This is a genomic window from Bradyrhizobium sp. 604_D8_N2_3, from assembly GCF_051810765.1.
In the GTDB taxonomy this organism is placed as follows: Bacteria; Pseudomonadota; Alphaproteobacteria; order Rhizobiales; family Xanthobacteraceae; genus Bradyrhizobium; species Bradyrhizobium barranii.
Genome location: NZ_JBPWPM010000001.1, coordinates 2,009,981 through 2,026,293, shown reverse-complemented (window position 1 = coordinate 2,026,293; position 16,313 = coordinate 2,009,981). Strand labels below are relative to the sequence as shown.

The 16,313-nt window shown below is 65.0% G+C and carries 14 protein-coding genes; 9 read left to right on the top strand and 5 right to left on the bottom strand.

The window, feature by feature from the left end:
• The first annotated feature begins 8 nt into the window (after nucleotides 1–8).
• The gene (locus tag AB7245_RS09445; protein WP_085402198.1) at nucleotides 9–914 is read left to right on the top strand and encodes a helix-turn-helix domain-containing protein; all 906 of its coding nucleotides are present in this window, start codon (nucleotides 9–11) and stop codon (nucleotides 912–914) included.
• 321 nt (nucleotides 915–1,235) lie between these two features.
• Nucleotides 1,236–1,850: a LabA-like NYN domain-containing protein gene (locus tag AB7245_RS09440; RefSeq protein WP_085402157.1), complete on the top strand. Its 615-nt coding sequence runs from the start codon at nucleotides 1,236–1,238 to the stop codon at nucleotides 1,848–1,850.
• A 24-nt stretch (nucleotides 1,851–1,874) separates the two neighbouring features.
• On the opposite strand, the gene pcaG is transcribed toward AB7245_RS09440, so the two are convergent.
• Nucleotides 1,875–2,501, bottom strand: a complete 627-nt coding sequence (gene pcaG / locus AB7245_RS09435) for a protocatechuate 3,4-dioxygenase subunit alpha (protein ID WP_085402158.1) — start codon at nucleotides 2,499–2,501, stop codon at nucleotides 1,875–1,877.
• 4 nt (nucleotides 2,502–2,505) lie between these two features.
• The gene (gene pcaH, locus AB7245_RS09430) at nucleotides 2,506–3,288 is read right to left on the bottom strand and encodes a protocatechuate 3,4-dioxygenase subunit beta (protein WP_041955084.1); all 783 of its coding nucleotides are present in this window, start codon (nucleotides 3,286–3,288) and stop codon (nucleotides 2,506–2,508) included.
• A 95-nt stretch (nucleotides 3,289–3,383) separates the two neighbouring features.
• On the opposite strand from pcaH, the gene AB7245_RS09425 reads away from it, so the two are divergent.
• The 5 genes from AB7245_RS09425 (at nucleotide 3,384) to AB7245_RS09405 (ending at nucleotide 10,160) form a co-directional block, all read left to right on the top strand.
• Nucleotides 3,384–4,313, top strand: a complete 930-nt coding sequence (locus AB7245_RS09425) for a LysR family transcriptional regulator (RefSeq protein ID WP_085402159.1) — start codon at nucleotides 3,384–3,386, stop codon at nucleotides 4,311–4,313.
• An 80-nt stretch (nucleotides 4,314–4,393) separates the two neighbouring features.
• Nucleotides 4,394–5,698, top strand: coding sequence for a nicotinate phosphoribosyltransferase (pncB, locus tag AB7245_RS09420; protein ID WP_028159033.1), 1,305 nt, complete (start codon nucleotides 4,394–4,396; stop codon nucleotides 5,696–5,698).
• A 246-nt stretch (nucleotides 5,699–5,944) separates the two neighbouring features.
• Nucleotides 5,945–7,258, top strand: coding sequence for a GGDEF domain-containing protein (locus AB7245_RS09415; protein WP_085402160.1), 1,314 nt, complete (start codon nucleotides 5,945–5,947; stop codon nucleotides 7,256–7,258).
• A gap of 312 nt (nucleotides 7,259–7,570) precedes the next feature.
• Nucleotides 7,571–8,809, top strand: coding sequence for a hypothetical protein (locus AB7245_RS09410; protein ID WP_439034209.1), 1,239 nt, complete (start codon nucleotides 7,571–7,573; stop codon nucleotides 8,807–8,809).
• Nucleotides 8,709–10,160 carry an autotransporter outer membrane beta-barrel domain-containing protein gene (locus tag AB7245_RS09405; RefSeq protein ID WP_439035724.1) on the top strand — a complete coding sequence of 484 codons (1,452 nt, stop codon included), beginning with the start codon at nucleotides 8,709–8,711 and terminating at the stop codon, nucleotides 10,158–10,160. Before AB7245_RS09410 ends, AB7245_RS09405 begins: the two co-directional genes overlap by 101 nt.
• A 13-nt stretch (nucleotides 10,161–10,173) precedes the next feature.
• Here the strand turns inward: AB7245_RS09405 and AB7245_RS09400 are convergent, their stop codons facing one another.
• Nucleotides 10,174–10,806: a TetR/AcrR family transcriptional regulator gene (locus AB7245_RS09400; RefSeq protein WP_439035723.1), complete on the bottom strand. Its 633-nt coding sequence runs from the start codon at nucleotides 10,804–10,806 to the stop codon at nucleotides 10,174–10,176.
• Between the two features lie 679 nt (nucleotides 10,807–11,485).
• Here AB7245_RS09400 and AB7245_RS09395 point away from each other — a divergent pair.
• Both AB7245_RS09395 and AB7245_RS09390 read left to right on the top strand, forming a co-directional pair.
• The gene (locus AB7245_RS09395) at nucleotides 11,486–14,890 is read left to right on the top strand and encodes an acyl-[ACP]--phospholipid O-acyltransferase (protein WP_354079024.1); all 3,405 of its coding nucleotides are present in this window, start codon (nucleotides 11,486–11,488) and stop codon (nucleotides 14,888–14,890) included.
• Nucleotides 14,883–15,578: an esterase/lipase family protein gene (locus AB7245_RS09390; RefSeq protein WP_085402164.1), complete on the top strand. Its 696-nt coding sequence runs from the start codon at nucleotides 14,883–14,885 to the stop codon at nucleotides 15,576–15,578. Before AB7245_RS09395 ends, AB7245_RS09390 begins: the two co-directional genes overlap by 8 nt.
• Here AB7245_RS09390 and AB7245_RS09385 read toward each other — a convergent pair.
• Together AB7245_RS09385 and AB7245_RS09380 are read right to left on the bottom strand one after the other, a co-directional pair.
• Nucleotides 15,571–16,122 (bottom strand): disulfide bond formation protein B, encoded by a 552-nt coding sequence (locus AB7245_RS09385; RefSeq protein ID WP_354079026.1) that lies wholly within the window; start codon nucleotides 16,120–16,122, stop codon nucleotides 15,571–15,573. The two genes, AB7245_RS09390 and AB7245_RS09385, sit on opposite strands and share 8 nt — an antisense overlap.
• A gap of 25 nt (nucleotides 16,123–16,147) precedes the next feature.
• Nucleotides 16,148–16,306: a DUF5993 family protein gene (locus AB7245_RS09380; RefSeq protein ID WP_201266196.1), complete on the bottom strand. Its 159-nt coding sequence runs from the start codon at nucleotides 16,304–16,306 to the stop codon at nucleotides 16,148–16,150.
• Between the last annotated feature and the right edge of the window lie 7 nt (nucleotides 16,307–16,313).

Here is a 16,313-nt window from a genome sequence, read left to right as displayed (position 1 = left end):
GCAAACCGATGGAGGGTTTCGTCTTTGTCTTGTACTATTCGAACATGAGAACCGCAGCCTCAGCCCCGGCAATCCGGGTCTACAACCTCTTCGGCGAGTCCGGCGATCTGCCCGACGTCGTGCATTGCGAGACGATCGCGTCGCGCTCGGTGCTGCACGACTGGACGCTGGCCGTGCACCGCCATGCCCGGCTGCACCAGGTGCTGCTGATCGAGCGCGGCGGTGGCGAGGCGACGCTCGACGGGCGCGTGGTGCCGCTCCGGCCGATGCAGGTCGTCAATGTGCCGGTCGGCCATGTCCACGGCTTCCGCTTCGAGCCCGATACCCAAGGCTGGGTGCTGACCATCGCTGCGGAAATTCTGGACGAGGCACTGCTTGCCTCGGAAGGACTGCGCGGCACCCTGTCCCGATCGGCCGTGGTGCGCGGCACGCCGCAGATCCGCACCACCATGAAGCAGATCTTCGCCGAGCACGCCGCACGCGATTTCGGCCGCGCGCACGTGCTGCGTGCACTGTCGGCGGCCATGATCGGGCTGGTGGCCCGCGCGCTCACCAGCGAGAGCGGCGGCAACGGCACGGCGGAAAGCGGGCTGTTCCGCCGCTTCGAGGCGCTGCTGGAACAGCATCATCTGGAACGCTGGAGCGTTGCGGACTATGCAGGCGCGCTGTCGATCACGCCGACCCATCTCAACCGGCTGACGCGGGCGGCGACCGGCGACACCGCCTCGCACCTGATCCTCAACCGGCTGATCCGCGAGGCGCGTCGCAACCTCGTCTACACCAATTTGCCGGTCTCGACGATCGCCTACGCGCTCGGCTTCGAGGATCCCGCCTATTTCAGCCGCGTCTATGCCGCGGCCACGGGCCTGTCGCCGCGCGCCTTTCGCGCCCAACTCCATGGCGGCGAAGCTTGAGGCCATTCGTGATCGCGCCGGGCTGTCGAGATCCGAACCAGCGCGCCACTTACCTTCGTATAGAGCATCCAACCCTTTGGATACGCGCCGTTTACCTCCGTACAATTGAGCGTGGCATGTGCACGCCTTAACGTGACTACATTCGGAATCCTGGCGCTGATAGCAGCAACCTCCCTTAACTGGCGCGGGACGGCCCCCCCTCCGGCCGTCTGCGCCGCCTTTTTTCCGCGGGCCATCGGCGACTTCGGCGTTTTCCGGCCGGCACACAGCCCTGGCGGCTGAACCTGCCGGCTTCAATGCGGAACTGGGGATTAGTGCATAATGTCTTCGCTTGAGAAGATTGCGGTCTTCATCGATGGCCCCAATCTCTATGCCGCCACCAAGGCGCTCGGTTTCGATATCGACTACAGGCGCCTGCTCGGCGAATTTCACGGCCGAGGTACGTTGCTGCGAGCCTTCTACTACACGACCGTGAGCGAGGATCAGGAATACTCGTCAATCCGCCCATTGATCGATTGGCTCGACTATAACGGGTACACCGTCGTCACCAAGCTCGCCAAGGAGTTCGTTGACGCCACGACCGGCCGCCGCAAGATGAGGGGCAGCATGGATGTGGAACTCGCCGTGAATGCCATGGAACTCGCCGAGCACGTCAATCAGATCGTGCTGTTCTCGGGCGATGGGGATTTTCGTTCACTGGTGGAAGCCGTGCAACGCCGGGGCGTCCGCGTGACGGTCGTCTCCACGCTTGCGAGCCAGCCTCCCATGGTGGCCGACGAACTGCGCCGGCAGGCCGACGTCTTCATCGATTTGACGGAGCTGAAGCCAAGAGTGGGGCGCGCCCCGGCCGAGCGGCCGGGATCGCGCGAGATGCGCCAGCAACCACCGCAAGCCACCACGCGCGGATCGATCAATCGAGGCGACCAGGTGGAATGATCCTGCGGGGCGATCGGCGGATCGTCAGACGTCGAAGAACACCGTCTCCTCCGCCCCCTGCAGATTGATCGTGAAGGAGTACACGACCTTGCCGGCGCGCTCACCGCGCGTGGCGATCAGCGTCGCGCGCCGCACCGGCGGCTCGACCAGGTTGAGCACGGGGTCGGCGGCATTCGCGGCTTCTTCGTCGGAGAAATAGAGTCGCGTATTGAGACCGATGTTGATGCCGCGCGCGACGATCCAGATATTGACGTACGGCGCGCATTTGCGGCCTGCCTTGTCCGTGATCGCGCCCGGCTTGATGGTCTCGAAAGTGACGAGGCCGCTGTCGAAATCGGAGCCGGCGCGGCCCCAGCCGCGAAACTCCTCGTCCACCGCGCCGGCCAGGCGATCGGCCGGATGGTTATAGCGGCCGGTTGCGTTGGCCTGCCAGATTTCGAGCAGCACATCGCGCAGCGGCGTGCCGCTGCCGTCGAACACCTTGCCCTCCAGCGTGATGCGCTCGCCTGGCGTGTTCGGCGTCACCAGCACGTTAGAAAAGTTCTTCTCAAAAATGTCGAAGCCGGCCATGGCAGGGATCAGGCCGATATGGACGTAGGGCCCGGCGGTCTGCGAGGCGGTTTCCTTGAGATAGTCGAGCGGCTGCGGCATTGGCTCAATTCCCCGCGGTGCGATTTTCGAAATAGGTGGAACGCTGGCCGCGCAGCACGATGTCGAAGCGGTAGGCGAGCGAGTCGAACGGCGTCGAGGCGTTGAGGTCGAGCGGCGCCACGAGGCGGTCGAGCGCGTCCTTGTCCGGAATCGTCGTCAGGATCGGACAGACCGGGATCAGGGGATCGCCCTCGAAATACATCTGGGTGATCAGCCGCTGCGCAAAGCCCGAGCCGAACACCGAGAAGTGGATGTGGGCGGGACGCCAGCTGTTGACGAAGTTGCGCCAGGGATAGGGGCCCGGCTTCACGGTGCGGAAATAATAGTAGCCGGTGTCGTCGCTCAGCGCGCGGCCGCAGCCGCCGAAATTCGGATCGATCGGGGCGAGATAGGTATCCTTCTTGTGCCGGTAGCGGCCACCGGCATTGGCCTGCCAGAACTCGACCAGCGTGTTCGGCACGCCGCGGCCGGTCTCGTCGAGCACGCGGCCATGGACGATGATGCGCTCGCCGACGGGATCGCCGTCCTTGGCGTAGTTGCGGATCAGATCGTTGTCGAGCGGGCCGAGATCGTTGTGGCCGAACACCGGACCCGTGATCTCCGAGACCGAGTTCTCGATCGACAGCAGCGGCTGGCGCGGCGAGCGCAGCACCGAGGACTTGTAGCCGGGCGCATGCGCCGGCGGATGGATCGAATGGTCGCGCTGGAAGAAGCCGCCGTCGCGCGGCGTGAACGGCTCGGGTCGGTTGAGGCGGGGATCCTGCAAGGCTGGCGCCTGGACGTTCATCGGCGTTGTCTCTCCCTGTGGCGCCCGGGTCCGGGGGCGCGGCTTATCGGGAGATCATGGGACGATCTATTCTCAAGATAAATAGATCGATTATAATGAATTACATGAAGGAAATCGATCATTTGGCGCTCGACGGCCACGCCCTCGAACTGTTCCTTGCCGTGCTGGAGGAAGGTTCGGTCACGGCGGCAGCGACGCGGCTTGGTCTGACGCAATCGGCGGTCAGTCACGGGCTGAACAAGTTGCGGCGGATCGCGGGCGATCCGCTGTTTGCCAAATCCGGCCGCGGCATCGTCGCCACCGCCCATGCCCAGGCCTTGGCCGCGAAAGCGCGGGCGCTGATCGACGAGATGCGCAGCTTTGCCGGCGGCGTCACCTTCGAGCCGGCGCGCGCGCAGCTTTCGCTGACGATCGCCGCCAACGACTTCCAGCGCGATCTGCTGTTGCCGCGGTTTTTCGACCATGTCGCGGGACAGGTCAGGAGCCTGAACCTGCGCGTGATCCCCTCGCAGTCGCCGTCGCCCGCCATGCTGCGCGAAAACCGCTGCGATCTCATGGTCACGCCGCTGCCGCCATCCGGCGTGGACATCGTGCAGAAGCGGCTGCTCAGCGATCACTACGTCTGCTACTTCGATCCCAAGGTGCGCACAGCTCCGGCCGGCCGCAGTGCCTATCTCGCGGCACGCCACATCACGGTGGTCTATACCGACAACGAGCGGCTCGACTTCGACCGCCGGCTGGCGGCGAACGGCTTTCTGCGTGACATCGCCATCTCCGTGCCGAGCTTTTCCGGCGTGCCGCCCTTCCTGCGCGGCTCGCAGATGCTGGCGAGCATGCCGAGCCTGCTCGCCTCCGGTGTGATGCGCGGTTTCGCGCATGTACCGATTCCGCTAGCGTCGCGGACAAAGACGCTGGCCGAGCTGCCGATGTTCATGGTCTGGCATCAGCGCTATCAGAAAGACCCGGCCCATCGCTGGATCCGCGGCCAGCTCGAAACCGTGGCGGCAACGGCGGCCGGAGACTGAGCCTCGGTTACGGTTTCAGGGAAGTCTGCCCTTCGCCAAACCCACTGGTTGCGCGAGGGCCGCCACGCTAGAATTGTCCCATGACAGTGACCGATATTGCGAGCCGGACCTACAATCATAGCTGGCGGCTGGACCCCATCATCCGCAGCCTGCTGGATACCGACTTCTACAAGCTATTGATGTTGCAGATGATTCGGGAGGACTATCCGAATCAGCAGGTGACCTTCTCGGTCATCAACCGCTCGCGCCATGTGCGGCTGGCCGAGATCATCGACGAGGGCGAGCTGCGCGCCCAGCTCGACCACGCCCGCACCATCCGCTTCGCCAAGAAAGAGCTGATCTGGCTTGCCGGTAACACCTTCTACGGCAAGACCCACATGTTCTCGGCGGACTTCATCCGCTGGCTGGCCGAATTCCGGCTGCCCGAATACGAGCTGCGCAAGGTCGAGGGCCAGTACGAGCTGCATTTCCACGGCCCCTGGACCCACACCACGATGTGGGAAATTCCGGCGCTCGCCATCCTCAACGAGTTGCGGTCGCGCGCCGCGATGAAGGGCCGCGGCCGCTTCGAGCTCGACGTGCTCTATGCCCGCGCCAAGGCCAAGCTGTGGACCAAGGTCGAGCGGCTGCGCCAGCTCGAGAATTTGCGGCTCTCCGACTTCGGCACCCGCCGCCGCCACGGCTTCCTTTGGCAGCGCTGGTGCGTCGAGGCGGTGAAGGAAGGCCTGGGCCCGTCCTTCATCGGCACCTCCAACGTGCTGCTGGCGATGGACAATGATCTCGAAGCCATCGGCACCAATGCGCATGAGCTGCCGATGGTCGCGGCTGCGCTTGCCAAGGACGACGAGGAGTTGCGCTGGGCGCCCTATCGCATTCTCGACCAATGGCGCCAGACCTATGGCGGCAATCTCCTGATCGCGCTGCCCGACGCCTTCGGCACCAAATCCTTCCTGCGCGATGCGCCGGAATGGGTCGCCGATTGGACCGGCTTCCGCCCCGACAGCGCGCCACCGATCCAGGCCGGCGAGGAGATCATCGCCTGGTGGGAAAAGAAGGGCCGCAACCCCAAGGACAAGCTGCTCGTCTTCTCCGATGCGATGGATGTCGGCTCGATCGAGGAGACCTATCACCACTTCTCCGGTCGCTCGCGGCTCTCTTTCGGCTGGGGCACCAACCTCACCAATGATTTCGTCGGCTGCCCGCCGGACGGCTCGTTCAATCTCGATCCCATCTCGCTGGTCTGCAAGGTGTCGTCGGTTGACGGCCACCCGGCCGTCAAACTCTCGGACAATCCGGAGAAGGCGACCGGCATGCCCTCCGAGATCGAACGCTATTTGCGCGTGTTCGGCGACGCTGGCCGCGTGCGCAAGCCGGTGCTGGTCTAGCGCCGGACCAAACTCTCTCGATCAGGTAAACCGCGCAGGACGAATGCGAGGCATCGGTTCGCTACGACCGTATCGGTTCCGGTTCGTCGGCATTTGCAACGATCTGCGGGCATCCGCTTCACGACGCTTTCACCCTGCAGTGCAGTCGCTTGCGTCTTTGGGGTCGAGTTAAGCAACTTTCCCCTCTACTTGGCGTTGCAGGCGCGACGCTCCGGTGGGGTCGTTGATCGATTTGGGGAATGCAGGGTGTTTCGCAGAACAGCGACGTCGACGAAGGGGCGTAGTTTCCTTCACGTCATCAAACTTGTCTCGCCATTCGTGATGGTCGTCGTGCTCCAGGCAACGATCGCGGGATTCAGCCTCGAAGTGATGTCATCGGTCCGCGCCTATGTCGCGGGCGAAGCGATGTGGTCGCGGTCACAGAAGAACGCCGTCTATTTCCTCAATCTCTATCTGCATTCAGGCGAGGCGAGCCAGTTCACCCACTACCAGGCGTCCCTTGCCGTTCCCATCGGCGATGAGTTCGCGCGCTGGGCACTCGAGCGCGATCCGGTCGACGTCGAGGCCGCCCGCGTCGGGTTTCTGCAAGGCGGCAACCATCCCGATGACGTTCCGGGATTGATCTGGCTGTTCCGTTATTTCAGCCGCGTCAGCTTCCTCCAGGAAGCGATCCACGAGTGGGCGGCCACCGATCCCATGTTGCTGGAGCTCAGCGTCTTCGGCGAGGTCATCCGGTCCGAGTTGGCGCACGGACCCATTGAGGACCGCGACCGCCTGCGGCTGCTGTCGTCGCGGCTCTCGGAACTCAACACGCAGTTCACGGTGCATGCAAAGCGGTTCTCGACCGTCCTCGGCGAAGGCTCCCGCGCCATCAAGGTAACGCTGACGTGCATCAACATCGTGGCGGCCGCGACACTGATCCTGCTCCTGATCTGGCACACGCGGCGCTTGATGCTGCAACGACAGGCGTTCGAGGATGCGTTGCATGCCGAGAGGGAGCGCCTGGCATGGCAGGCATCGCACGACTGGTTGACCGGCCTGTCCAACCGCCGCGCCTTCGAGGCGCGCCTGCAAAGCGTGCTGGACACCACCGCGGCGGGCTCGCTGGGCCTGATCCTGCTCGACCTCGACCAGTTCAAGAGCGTCAACGACACCTGCGGCCACCTCGCCGGCGACCGCCTGCTCTGCCAGGTCTCGCGCCTGCTGCAACAGGACCGGGGGCCGCATGATCTGGTGGCCCGGCTCGGCGGCGACGAATTCGGCCTGATCCTGCCGCAATGCTCGCCCTCGACCACCGTCGATATCGCCGAACGCCTGCGCAGATCGCTCGAGCTGTTCACCTTCGCCTGGGATGATCGTTGCTTTGCGGTGACCGCCAGCATCGGCGTCGCCTGTATCGCGGACGGCAACACCACGCTCGAGGACGCCATGCGGCGCGCGGATGCCGCCTGCTACCGTGCCAAGGAAAAGGGGCGCAACCGGGTACAGGTCGACAACGGCAGACCGGACGTCGTCGTCGTTGCAACCCGTCCGCGCGAAGCCGTCGCGGCGCGAGGCTGATAGGCGCCGGCGCCCTCTCAACCCCGGCATCCGATTGCAGACATCGTCCAACGGCGTCGCGACGGCGAAGCTGTGTGACGCCGCGGCCACATTGCTCCCGAAAAAACTGCGTCTTTCGCTTTCCGCCACACCGCCTTGCGCGCTGATCCACGATGGCCGGAACCTCCCCCGCTAAGCATGGCACCAGCCAACGTTGCGGTCCGAATTCCGCCCGGACCGTGCCGAAAGAGGAGTTTGCAGGTGCCCTGGAATGGTTTGTTGCCCCCGCCCCAGATCCGTCGCGCGAAGACGTGTCGGCGGCATGCGTTTCTCTTGAGCACCGCGATCGGCGCCGTTGCCGCAGGTAGTGCGCTGCCGTGGCTCGCGACGCCGGCAGAGGCGGCCTGTGTGGTGACCGGAAGCGGCGCGCAGGCAGCGCTGCAGTCAGGCGATTCGATCACCTGCACCGGAGCGGGCAACACCCAGGTCAAGACGGCGCCCGTGGTCAGCGGTGTCACCGTCAACATTGGCGACGGCACCGCGACCTCCGTGAACGACCCGACCTTTGCCAGCGTTGTCCTCGAGGCGGCATCCAATAGTGCGGTCAAGGTCTTCGGCAACGCAACCGTCACCTCTGCCAACAGCGACGGCATTGACGTGATCGGCGGTGGCGGCAACACGATCACAGTGGATGCCGGCGCCATGGTTGGGTCATCGAGCCTCGCCACGTCGGGGCTCGCACTGGCCAATTCGAGCAACAATATCATCGTGATCGGAGGTACGGTCGGAAACGGCGTGACCGGAGCCATCAGCATCAGCATCGGTGCCGGGTCGGCGAACAATCAGGCGAACATCCTGTCGAGCGGCTTTGTCCATGCCATCAATGTCGCGGCCGTCGATCTGAGCGGCGCGGCCGACGGCAACGTCGTCAGCAACGCCGGCACGATATCAAGTGCCTCGGGCACGGCAATCATCGGCTCGGCCAATCAGGACACCATCATCAACTCAGGCACGATCATCAGCGGTGGCGTCAGCACGGCTGTCGACCTGAAGGGAGGCAACGACGTCTTCGAGTTGCGAGCGGGATCGAGCATCCACGGGATGGGTCCTCGGCGGCAACGGAACGGACACGCTGCGCCTGGGCGGTACTGCCAACGCAGCGTTCAATCTCAGCATATTCGGCGCGGCCGGTCAGTTCCGGGAATTCGAGGCGCTGGAAAAGACCGGCAGCTCCACCTGGACGATGAACGGTTCGACGACCGAGATCGCGAGCATGAATATCCTGGCCGGCACCCTCGAGGTGAACGGCTCGATGCCCAACATCGCCACGACCGTCAGCGGGGGCATTCTCAGCGGCAACGGCGCCATCGGCAATATGACCGTGCTGTCAGGCGGCACGGTCTTGCCCGGCAATCTCGGTACGCTGACGAGCAATGGCAACGTCACGTTCAACGCCGGTTCGACCTACGCGATCTCCGTCACCGCTACCGGACAATCCGAGAAGATCCTCGCGGTCAACGCAACGTTGAACGGCGGCACCGTCGCAGTCAACACGATCGCCGGCGCCTATAACCCCTCGACGCAATACACGATCCTCAGCACGACGACTGGCGTCATCGGCAGCTTCTCGGGCGTCACTGTCAGCGGATACAATCCGCAGCTCTTCGCTTCCTCCCTCAGCTATGACGGGTTCAGCGTCTTCCTGACGCTCAACTACAACAACGCCGCATTCCTCTCCATCGCCCAAACGCAAAACCAGAAGGCCGTGGCCGGCGCCTTGAGCGCGTTCGGTCCCAACCTGCCTTTCCTCTCCTCCTTCGCAGGCGAGAGCGACGCCCAGCTCCGTTACAGTCTGGACCAGCTTTCGGGTGAAGCGGCCACCGGCGCGCAGCAGGGCGCCTTCCAGTTCACGAGCCAATTCCTCGGCCTCATGCTTGATCCGTTCGTGGGTGGACGCAGTGGCATGAGCACCGGCGACACGGCGCTCGGCTTCAGCCCCGAACGCGCCGCGCTGCCGGACGATATCGCCCTCGCCTACAACAAGGTGCTGGGGACGCCGGCCATGAAAGCGCCGGCCTTTGCGGAGCGTTGGACGGCTTGGGGCACGGCGTTCGGCGGCACCAACCGCACCGGCGGCGACCCCGTCGTGATCGGCAGTCACGACCTCGGCGCGCGCGCCGGCGGCGTCGCGGCCGGCGCCGATTATCATTTCGGCCGCGATGCGCTTGTCGGTTTCGCGCTGTCGGGCGGCGGCACCAAATGGGATCTCGCGCAGGCGATCGGCGGGGGCAAGAGCGATGCAATCCAGGCCGGCGTCTACACCGCCGTGCGCACAGGGCCAGCCTATTTTGCCGCCTCTCTCGCCGTGGCCAATCATTGGATGTCGACAGATCGGCTCGCACCGTTCGGCAACCAGCTCACCGCCAAATTCGACGCGCAAACCGTCGGAGGCCGCATCGAGGGCGGCTATCGCTTCGCCACGCCGATTGGCGGCTTCACGCCATATGTGGCGGCGCAGGCGCAGGCTTTTCGCACACCGACCTATACCGAGGCCGATCTGGCCGGCAGCGGCTTTGGCCTGACCTATCAGGGACGCACGGCCTCCGACACACGGAGCGAGCTCGGCGCGCGCTTCGATCGCGCGACGCTGGTCACGCCGAATTCGGTCCTCACGTTGCGCGGCCGCGCGGCCTGGGCCCATGATTGGGTGAGCGACCCGACGCTCGTCGCCGCATTCCAGGCGCTGCCCGGCGCGAGCTTCATCGTCAACGGCGCAACGCCGGCAAAGGACACCGCGCTCGCATCTGCCGGTGCCGAGCTGAAGTTTTCGAACGGCGTTGCCCTGTCGGCGAAGTTCGACGGCGAGTTCGCGGCGCGCAGCACCACTTATTCCGGCACCGCGAGCCTGCGATACGCGTGGTAGCCGCTTGGTCTCCTCAAGACGACCGCGCGCCGACCGGCACGATCCCGAGGCCGGCAAGATGCGTATCGAGGAATTGCTCGACCTGCTGGCGCAGCATCTGGGGCGGCACCGCCACCATGCGCTCCTCCAGGCCGAGCGAGATGATTCCATGCACGGCGGAAAACAGCGTGCGCGACAGCAGCGCGATCCTCACGTCGTCCGCAGCCGGTAGCAGCCGCACCAGGGCTGGATGCATCAGCGCGAAAGCGTCCATCACCATCTGAAGGATGTCGTCGGGATAAGGACGATCGTCCTCCATCCGATGCTCGAACAGCGAGCGCAGCAGGTTTGCGTGCTCGGCGAAGAATTCGAGATAAGTCTCGGCAAACCCGTAGAGCTGGCGAACGGGGTCCTTGGCCGGAACCTCGGCGAGCCGTACCGTCAGCGCCTGAACGGTCTCCCGGTTCACCGTCAGGATCACCCCGTCGAAGTCGCCGAACTCGTTATAGACGCTGCCCACCGAGCAACCGGCGGCCTCCGCAACGTCACGAACTTTCAATGATCTCAGTCCCTTAGCTGAAATGATGCCGCGGGCGATCTCCAGGATCTGGAGCCTCCGCCGATTTTTTTTCTGGTCGCGTGGCGATTCTTCTTGAACATTGTTCATTTTCAAGCTACTCATGTGAACATTGTTCAAATTAACCCGGAGATCTGCAAAATGCAAACCCTCGCTGTTGATATCGCCTCCACCTTCGTCGACGACGCCGCGGCTCTCGTGACCGGCCTTGGCCGCACCCTGCTGCGGTTCGCGATGGCGCCGATCGATCGCATCGCAAATGCCTGCGACATTGCCGGCGTGCTCACCGAGCGCCGCGCGACCTTCCGGATGTGGCGGGCGAGCCGCGCCCGTGCCCGTCACGCGGGCCGCCGGTTCAGCCTGCTCGGCCGCCTCTCGCCCTTTCGCCACCTCGCTCATCTCACGTGAGGCGGGCGCACCCGGGACGTTCCGGTCGGCTCGAATGCAAGACCCGGTTGCAAGGAAGGACTTACCATGTCCCGACATTCGCAGCCGATGTCGCGGCCTTTGGCGATGCGGTTCAACATTTCCTCATCGCCCGGCGCGGTATCCGGGACAGCGCGGCCGGTCCGTCCGAACCACGGCTGCGACCAGATATTTGCGAACCTAACGAGACCATTTGGAGACCAACAGGATCGGAAGGGTCGAGGGGACAGAGCAGGCCGGCGACCGTCGTCATCCAGCCATCGTTCGTCCCGTAAGCTTCCGGTCGTGACGCCTCACCGACAACCTAACAATCTCAGGCTGCCTTCCCAAAACAGGACTTGTCATGATCAGGGAATTGATGTCGTCACGCCGCTTCGCGCCGCTGTTCTGGGCGCAATTTTTCTCGGCGCTCAATGACAACGTGCTCAAGAACGCACTCGTCATCATCCTGCTTTACAGTGCCGCGACCGGTCACGGCGACGCGCTGGTGACGGTCGCAGGCGCCGTCTTCATCTTCCCCTATTTCATCCTGTCGGGGCTCGGCGGCCAGCTCGCCGACAAATACGTCAAATCCGTCGTCGCGCGGCGGCTCAAATTCGCGGAGATCTTTGCTGCGGCCTTTGCCGCCGCCGGCTTCTTCCTGCACTCGGTGCCGCTGCTGTTCACGGCGCTCGCGCTGTTCGGCACCATCGCCGCCCTGTTCGGCCCCGTGAAATACGCCATGCTGCCGGACCAGCTCGAGCTCGGTGAGCTCGCAACCGGCAACGCGCTGGTCGAAGGCGCGACTTTCATGGCCATCCTGCTCGGCACCGTCGCCGGCGGCCAGTTCGTGGCCGGCTCCGCGCATATGGGCTGGGTTGCATCGGCCGTGGTCGTGCTGGCCCTGCTGTCCTGGGCCTTCGCCTCCCGCATTCCGCAGACGACGCCATCCGCCCCCGACCTGCCCGTCAACGCCAATCCCTGGACCTCGACGGTCGGCCTGTTGAAGACGCTCTACGCGGACAAGCGGCTGTGGGACGGCACCGTGATCGTCTCGTGGTTCTGGCTGGTCGGCGCCATCGTGCTGTCGCTGCTGCCTGCGCTGGTCAAGGACGTCGTCGGTGGCACCGAAGGCGTGGTGACGCTGTGCCTCGCGACCTTCGCGATCGGCATCGCCATCGGCTCGCTGTTCGCCGCCAGCCTGAGCCATGTCCGCCCGAACCTCGCGCTGGTGCCGATCGGCGCCATCATCATGGGCTTTGCCGGTCTCGATCTCGCCTGGGCCATCGGCGTGACCACCAGGGGCCAGGACATCGCTGCGGTCGACTTCGCGACCTCGTTCGCCGGGCTGCGCATGCTGATCGACTTCGTCGCCTTCGCGTTCGGCGGCGGCCTGTTCGTCGTTCCCTCCTTCGCTGCCGTGCAAGCCTGGTCGGCACCGTCCGAGCGCGCCCGCATCATCGCCGCCGGCAACGTGCTGCAAGCCGCCTTCATGGTAGCAGGCTCGCTGTTCGTCGCGCTGTTGCAGGCGGGCGGATTGCATGTCGGCTGGATCTTCTTCGGCCTCGGCGTCGCCAGCTTCGGCGCAGTGTGGTTCGTGCTGACCAAGTGGGGCAAGGAAGGCGTCCGCGATTTCGGCGGGCTGCTGTTCCGCGCGCTGTTCCGCACCGAGGTTCGCGGGCTCGAGAACCTGCCGCCTCCGGGCACGCGCATGCTGATCGCGCCCAACCATGTCAGCCTGATCGACGGCCCGCTGCTGCACGCCGTGCTGCCGATCGATGCGAGCTTCGCGGTCGATACCGGCATCTCCAAGGCCTGGTGGGCCAAGCCGTTCCTGCGCGTCGTCAAGCACTACACCATGGACCCGACCAAGCCGCTGGCCGCGCGCGACCTGATCAAGCTCGTCGCCGCCGGCGAGCCGGTGGTCATTTTCCCTGAGGGACGCATCACCGTCTCCGGCTCGCTGATGAAGGTCTATGACGGCACCGCGATGATCGCGGACAAGGCCGACGCGGTGGTCGTGCCCATTCGCATCGAGGGCGCGCAGCGGTCGCATCTCAGCTATCTCAACGGCAGCCAGATCAAGCGCTCCTGGTTTCCGCGGGTGACGGTCACGATCCTGCCGCCGGTCAAGCTTCCGGTCGATCCGGCGCTGAAGGGCAAGGCACGCCGCAATGCCGCGGGCGCCGCGCTCCAGGACGTGATGATCGACGCCATGGTCAAGAACGCCATGCTCGACCACACCCTGTTCGAAGCACTCGGACATGCCTATCGCGACCGCGATACCGGCAAGGTGATCATCGAGGACGCGCTCGGCACCAAGCTGACCTATCGCAAGCTGATCCTCGGCGCGCAGGTCTTGAGCCGCAAGCTCGAGGCCGGCACCACGGCCGGCGAGAATGTCGGTGTGTTGCTGCCGAATTCCGCGGGTGTCGCCGTCGTCTTCATGGCGCTGCAAAACATCGGCCGGGTCCCGGCGATGCTCAACTTCTCGGCCGGCCCGGTCAACGTCCTCGCCGCCATGAAGGCCGCGCAGGTCAAAACCGTGCTCACGTCAAAGGCCTTCATCGAGAAGGGCAAGCTCGACAAGCTGATGGCCGCGGTCTCCGCAGAGGCGCGCGTCGTCTATCTCGAGGACGTCCGCGCTTCGATCGGTACGGCCGACAAGATCAAGGGCCTGCTCGCAGGCACTGCGCCGCGCGTCGCCCGCCAGGCCGACGATTCGGCTGTCGTGCTGTTCACGTCGGGCTCGGAAGGCACGCCCAAGGGCGTGGTGCTGTCCCATCGCAACATCCTTGCGAATGCGGCGCAGGCGCTGGCCCGGGTCGATGCCAACGCCAATGACAAGGTGTTCAACGTGCTGCCGGTGTTCCACTCGTTCGGGCTGACCGGCGGAATGATGATGCCCCTGCTCGCCGGCATTCCGATCTACATGTACCCCTCGCCGCTGCACTACCGCATCGTGCCGGAGCTGATCTACCAGACCGGCGCCACGATCCTGTTCGGCACCGACACCTTCCTCACCGGCTACGCCCGTTCGGCGCACGCCTACGACTTCCGCACGCTGCGCCTGGTGATCGCCGGCGCGGAGGCGGTGAAGGATCGCACACGTCAGGTGTTCATGGAACGCTACGGCATCCGCATCCTGGAAGGCTACGGCGTCACCGAGACCGCGCCGGTGCTGGCGATGAACACGCCGATGGCCAACCGTCCCGGCACCGTCGGCCGCCTGTCACCGCTGATGGAAAGCCGCCTCGATCCGGTCCCCGGCATCGAGGAAGGCGGACGCCTCTCGGTGCGCGGACCGAACGTGATGCTCGGTTACCTCAGGGCCGAAAATCCCGGCGTGCTCGAACCGCTCGCCGAGGGCTGGCACGACACCGGCGACATCGTGGCGATCGACGCGGCCGGCTTCATCACCATCAAGGGCCGCGCCAAGCGCTTCGCCAAGATCGCGGGCGAAATGGTCTCGCTGTCGGCGGTCGAGAGCATCGCGACGACGCTGTGGCCGCAAGCCGCCTCGGTCGCCGTGTCGATCCCCGACCAGCGCAAGGGCGAGCGCATCGTGCTGCTGACGACGGAGAAGACCGCCGAGCGCAGTGCGATGCAGGGCCAGGCCAAGGCGATCGGCGCGTCCGAGCTGACCGTGCCCGCGGCGATCATGGTGGTCGACAAGGTGCCGTTGCTCGGCACCGGCAAGACCGACTATGTCACGGCAACGACGATGGCCCGTGAGCAGGCGTCCTCGCCGGAGCGCGAGGTTGCGTAAAGACGACAAGTCCACGGCCGTCGCTCCGGCGGAAGCCCGGTGCGACGGCGTGGTCCTGCTTCACGGCATCGGCGTCGGTGCCTGGACGCTGAAGAGGCTGGATCGGGCGTTGCAGCGTCACGGCTTCGCCACGCTCAATCTCGACTACCCCAGCCGCAAGAAGCCGCTCGAGGAGCTTGCGGAAGACATCCACGCGCCGGTCGCCGCGTTTGCAAAGCAATGCGACGGCGCGATCCACTTCGTCGCCCATTCCATGGGCGGGCTGCTCGCCCGGGTTTACATCGCGAGATATCGTCCGGTGCGGCTCGGCCGCGTCGTGATGCTGGGCACGCCCAACGGCGGCAGCGAAGTCGCCGATCTCCTGAAGGACCTCTCGCTCTACCGCGCTGTTTTCGGTCCAGCCGGCTCGCAGCTTTCGACAGCCCAGCCCCCTGTGCTCGCCGCCCTGCCGCCTCCCGATTATGCGATCGGCGTCATCGCGGGATGCCGCACCATCGCGCCGATCGCCTCGGCCTTTGTCCTGCCGCGGCCCAATGACGGACGGGTTTCAGTCGCAAGCGCGAAGCTGGCCGACATGGCCGACCACATCGTCGTCAAGGCATCGCACACCGGACTTCCACGAAATGCCGTCGCGATCGAGCAGACGATCGCGTTCCTGCACGACGGCCGCTTCAATCCGATCACTTGAGCAGGAGATAGCGAACCGGGTTGTCGTCGCACTGCCCCGCGCCGCACTCCAGCACGGTGGACAAGAGATTGGCGGCGACCAGCAACGCAAAGATCGCGAAGACCGTGTTCGATGCCGCACCGTTCAAAGGCGCGTCCCCGTCTCGCTTGCCGGTCACATCCTTCAGGATGAAGACGAGCGCGACATAACACACGATCCCGATCGCCGCGATCAGCGCCCAGGTATAGAAGTGCAGCCCGAACAGTGCCGAGCCGTATCCAGGATCGCCGGGCGCAAGATGCAGTGACACCTGCCGCATCGAGATGAAGCCGGTGACGAGGCTGGAAACGAGGATCATCGCGTAGTGAGACCCGCGTTCACCGAGGCGCATGTTGAACAGGAACCCCATGCCGACCGCGATGAACCCGGCCCTTTGCAACAGGCAAAGCGGACAGGGCAGCTCGCCGAGCGCAAGCTGATAGGTGAACGCCACCGTCAGGATCAACGAGATCCCGAGCAGCCCAAGCATGTTCAGGATCGCGCCGACCGGCCGTTGCTCGCTCATCTCTGCAGTGCCCATCTCGACACCGTCAGAACGAGAATTTGAGTGGATCGGTCGCGTGGTGGAAGAACCATGCGACCGTGACCACGACTGTTGCGCTCCAGAGCGCATAGCTTAGTCCCGCGCGCGAACGCCAGGCACTCGCGCAGCCCGCGAGCGCCAGCAGGAAAGGCAGAAACATGTACATGAGCGCG

Coding starts and splice junctions, on each gene's coding strand:
- AB7245_RS09395 (WP_354079024.1), top strand. CDS start 11,486: ATGATCAGGGAATTGATGTCGTCACGCCGCTTCGCGCCGCTGTTCTGG.
- AB7245_RS09440 (WP_085402157.1), top strand. CDS start 1,236: ATGTCTTCGCTTGAGAAGATTGCGGTCTTCATCGATGGCCCCAATCTC.
- pncB (WP_028159033.1), top strand. CDS start 4,394: ATGACAGTGACCGATATTGCGAGCCGGACCTACAATCATAGCTGGCGG.
- pcaG (WP_085402158.1), bottom strand. CDS start 2,501: ATGCCGCAGCCGCTCGACTATCTCAAGGAAACCGCCTCGCAGACCGCC.
- AB7245_RS09380 (WP_201266196.1), bottom strand. CDS start 16,306: ATGTACATGTTTCTGCCTTTCCTGCTGGCGCTCGCGGGCTGCGCGAGT.
- pcaH (WP_041955084.1), bottom strand. CDS start 3,288: ATGAACGTCCAGGCGCCAGCCTTGCAGGATCCCCGCCTCAACCGACCC.
- AB7245_RS09445 (WP_085402198.1), top strand. CDS start 9: ATGGAGGGTTTCGTCTTTGTCTTGTACTATTCGAACATGAGAACCGCA.
- AB7245_RS09425 (WP_085402159.1), top strand. CDS start 3,384: ATGAATTACATGAAGGAAATCGATCATTTGGCGCTCGACGGCCACGCC.
- AB7245_RS09385 (WP_354079026.1), bottom strand. CDS start 16,122: ATGAGCGAGCAACGGCCGGTCGGCGCGATCCTGAACATGCTTGGGCTG.
- AB7245_RS09400 (WP_439035723.1), bottom strand. CDS start 10,806: ATGAACAATGTTCAAGAAGAATCGCCACGCGACCAGAAAAAAAATCGG.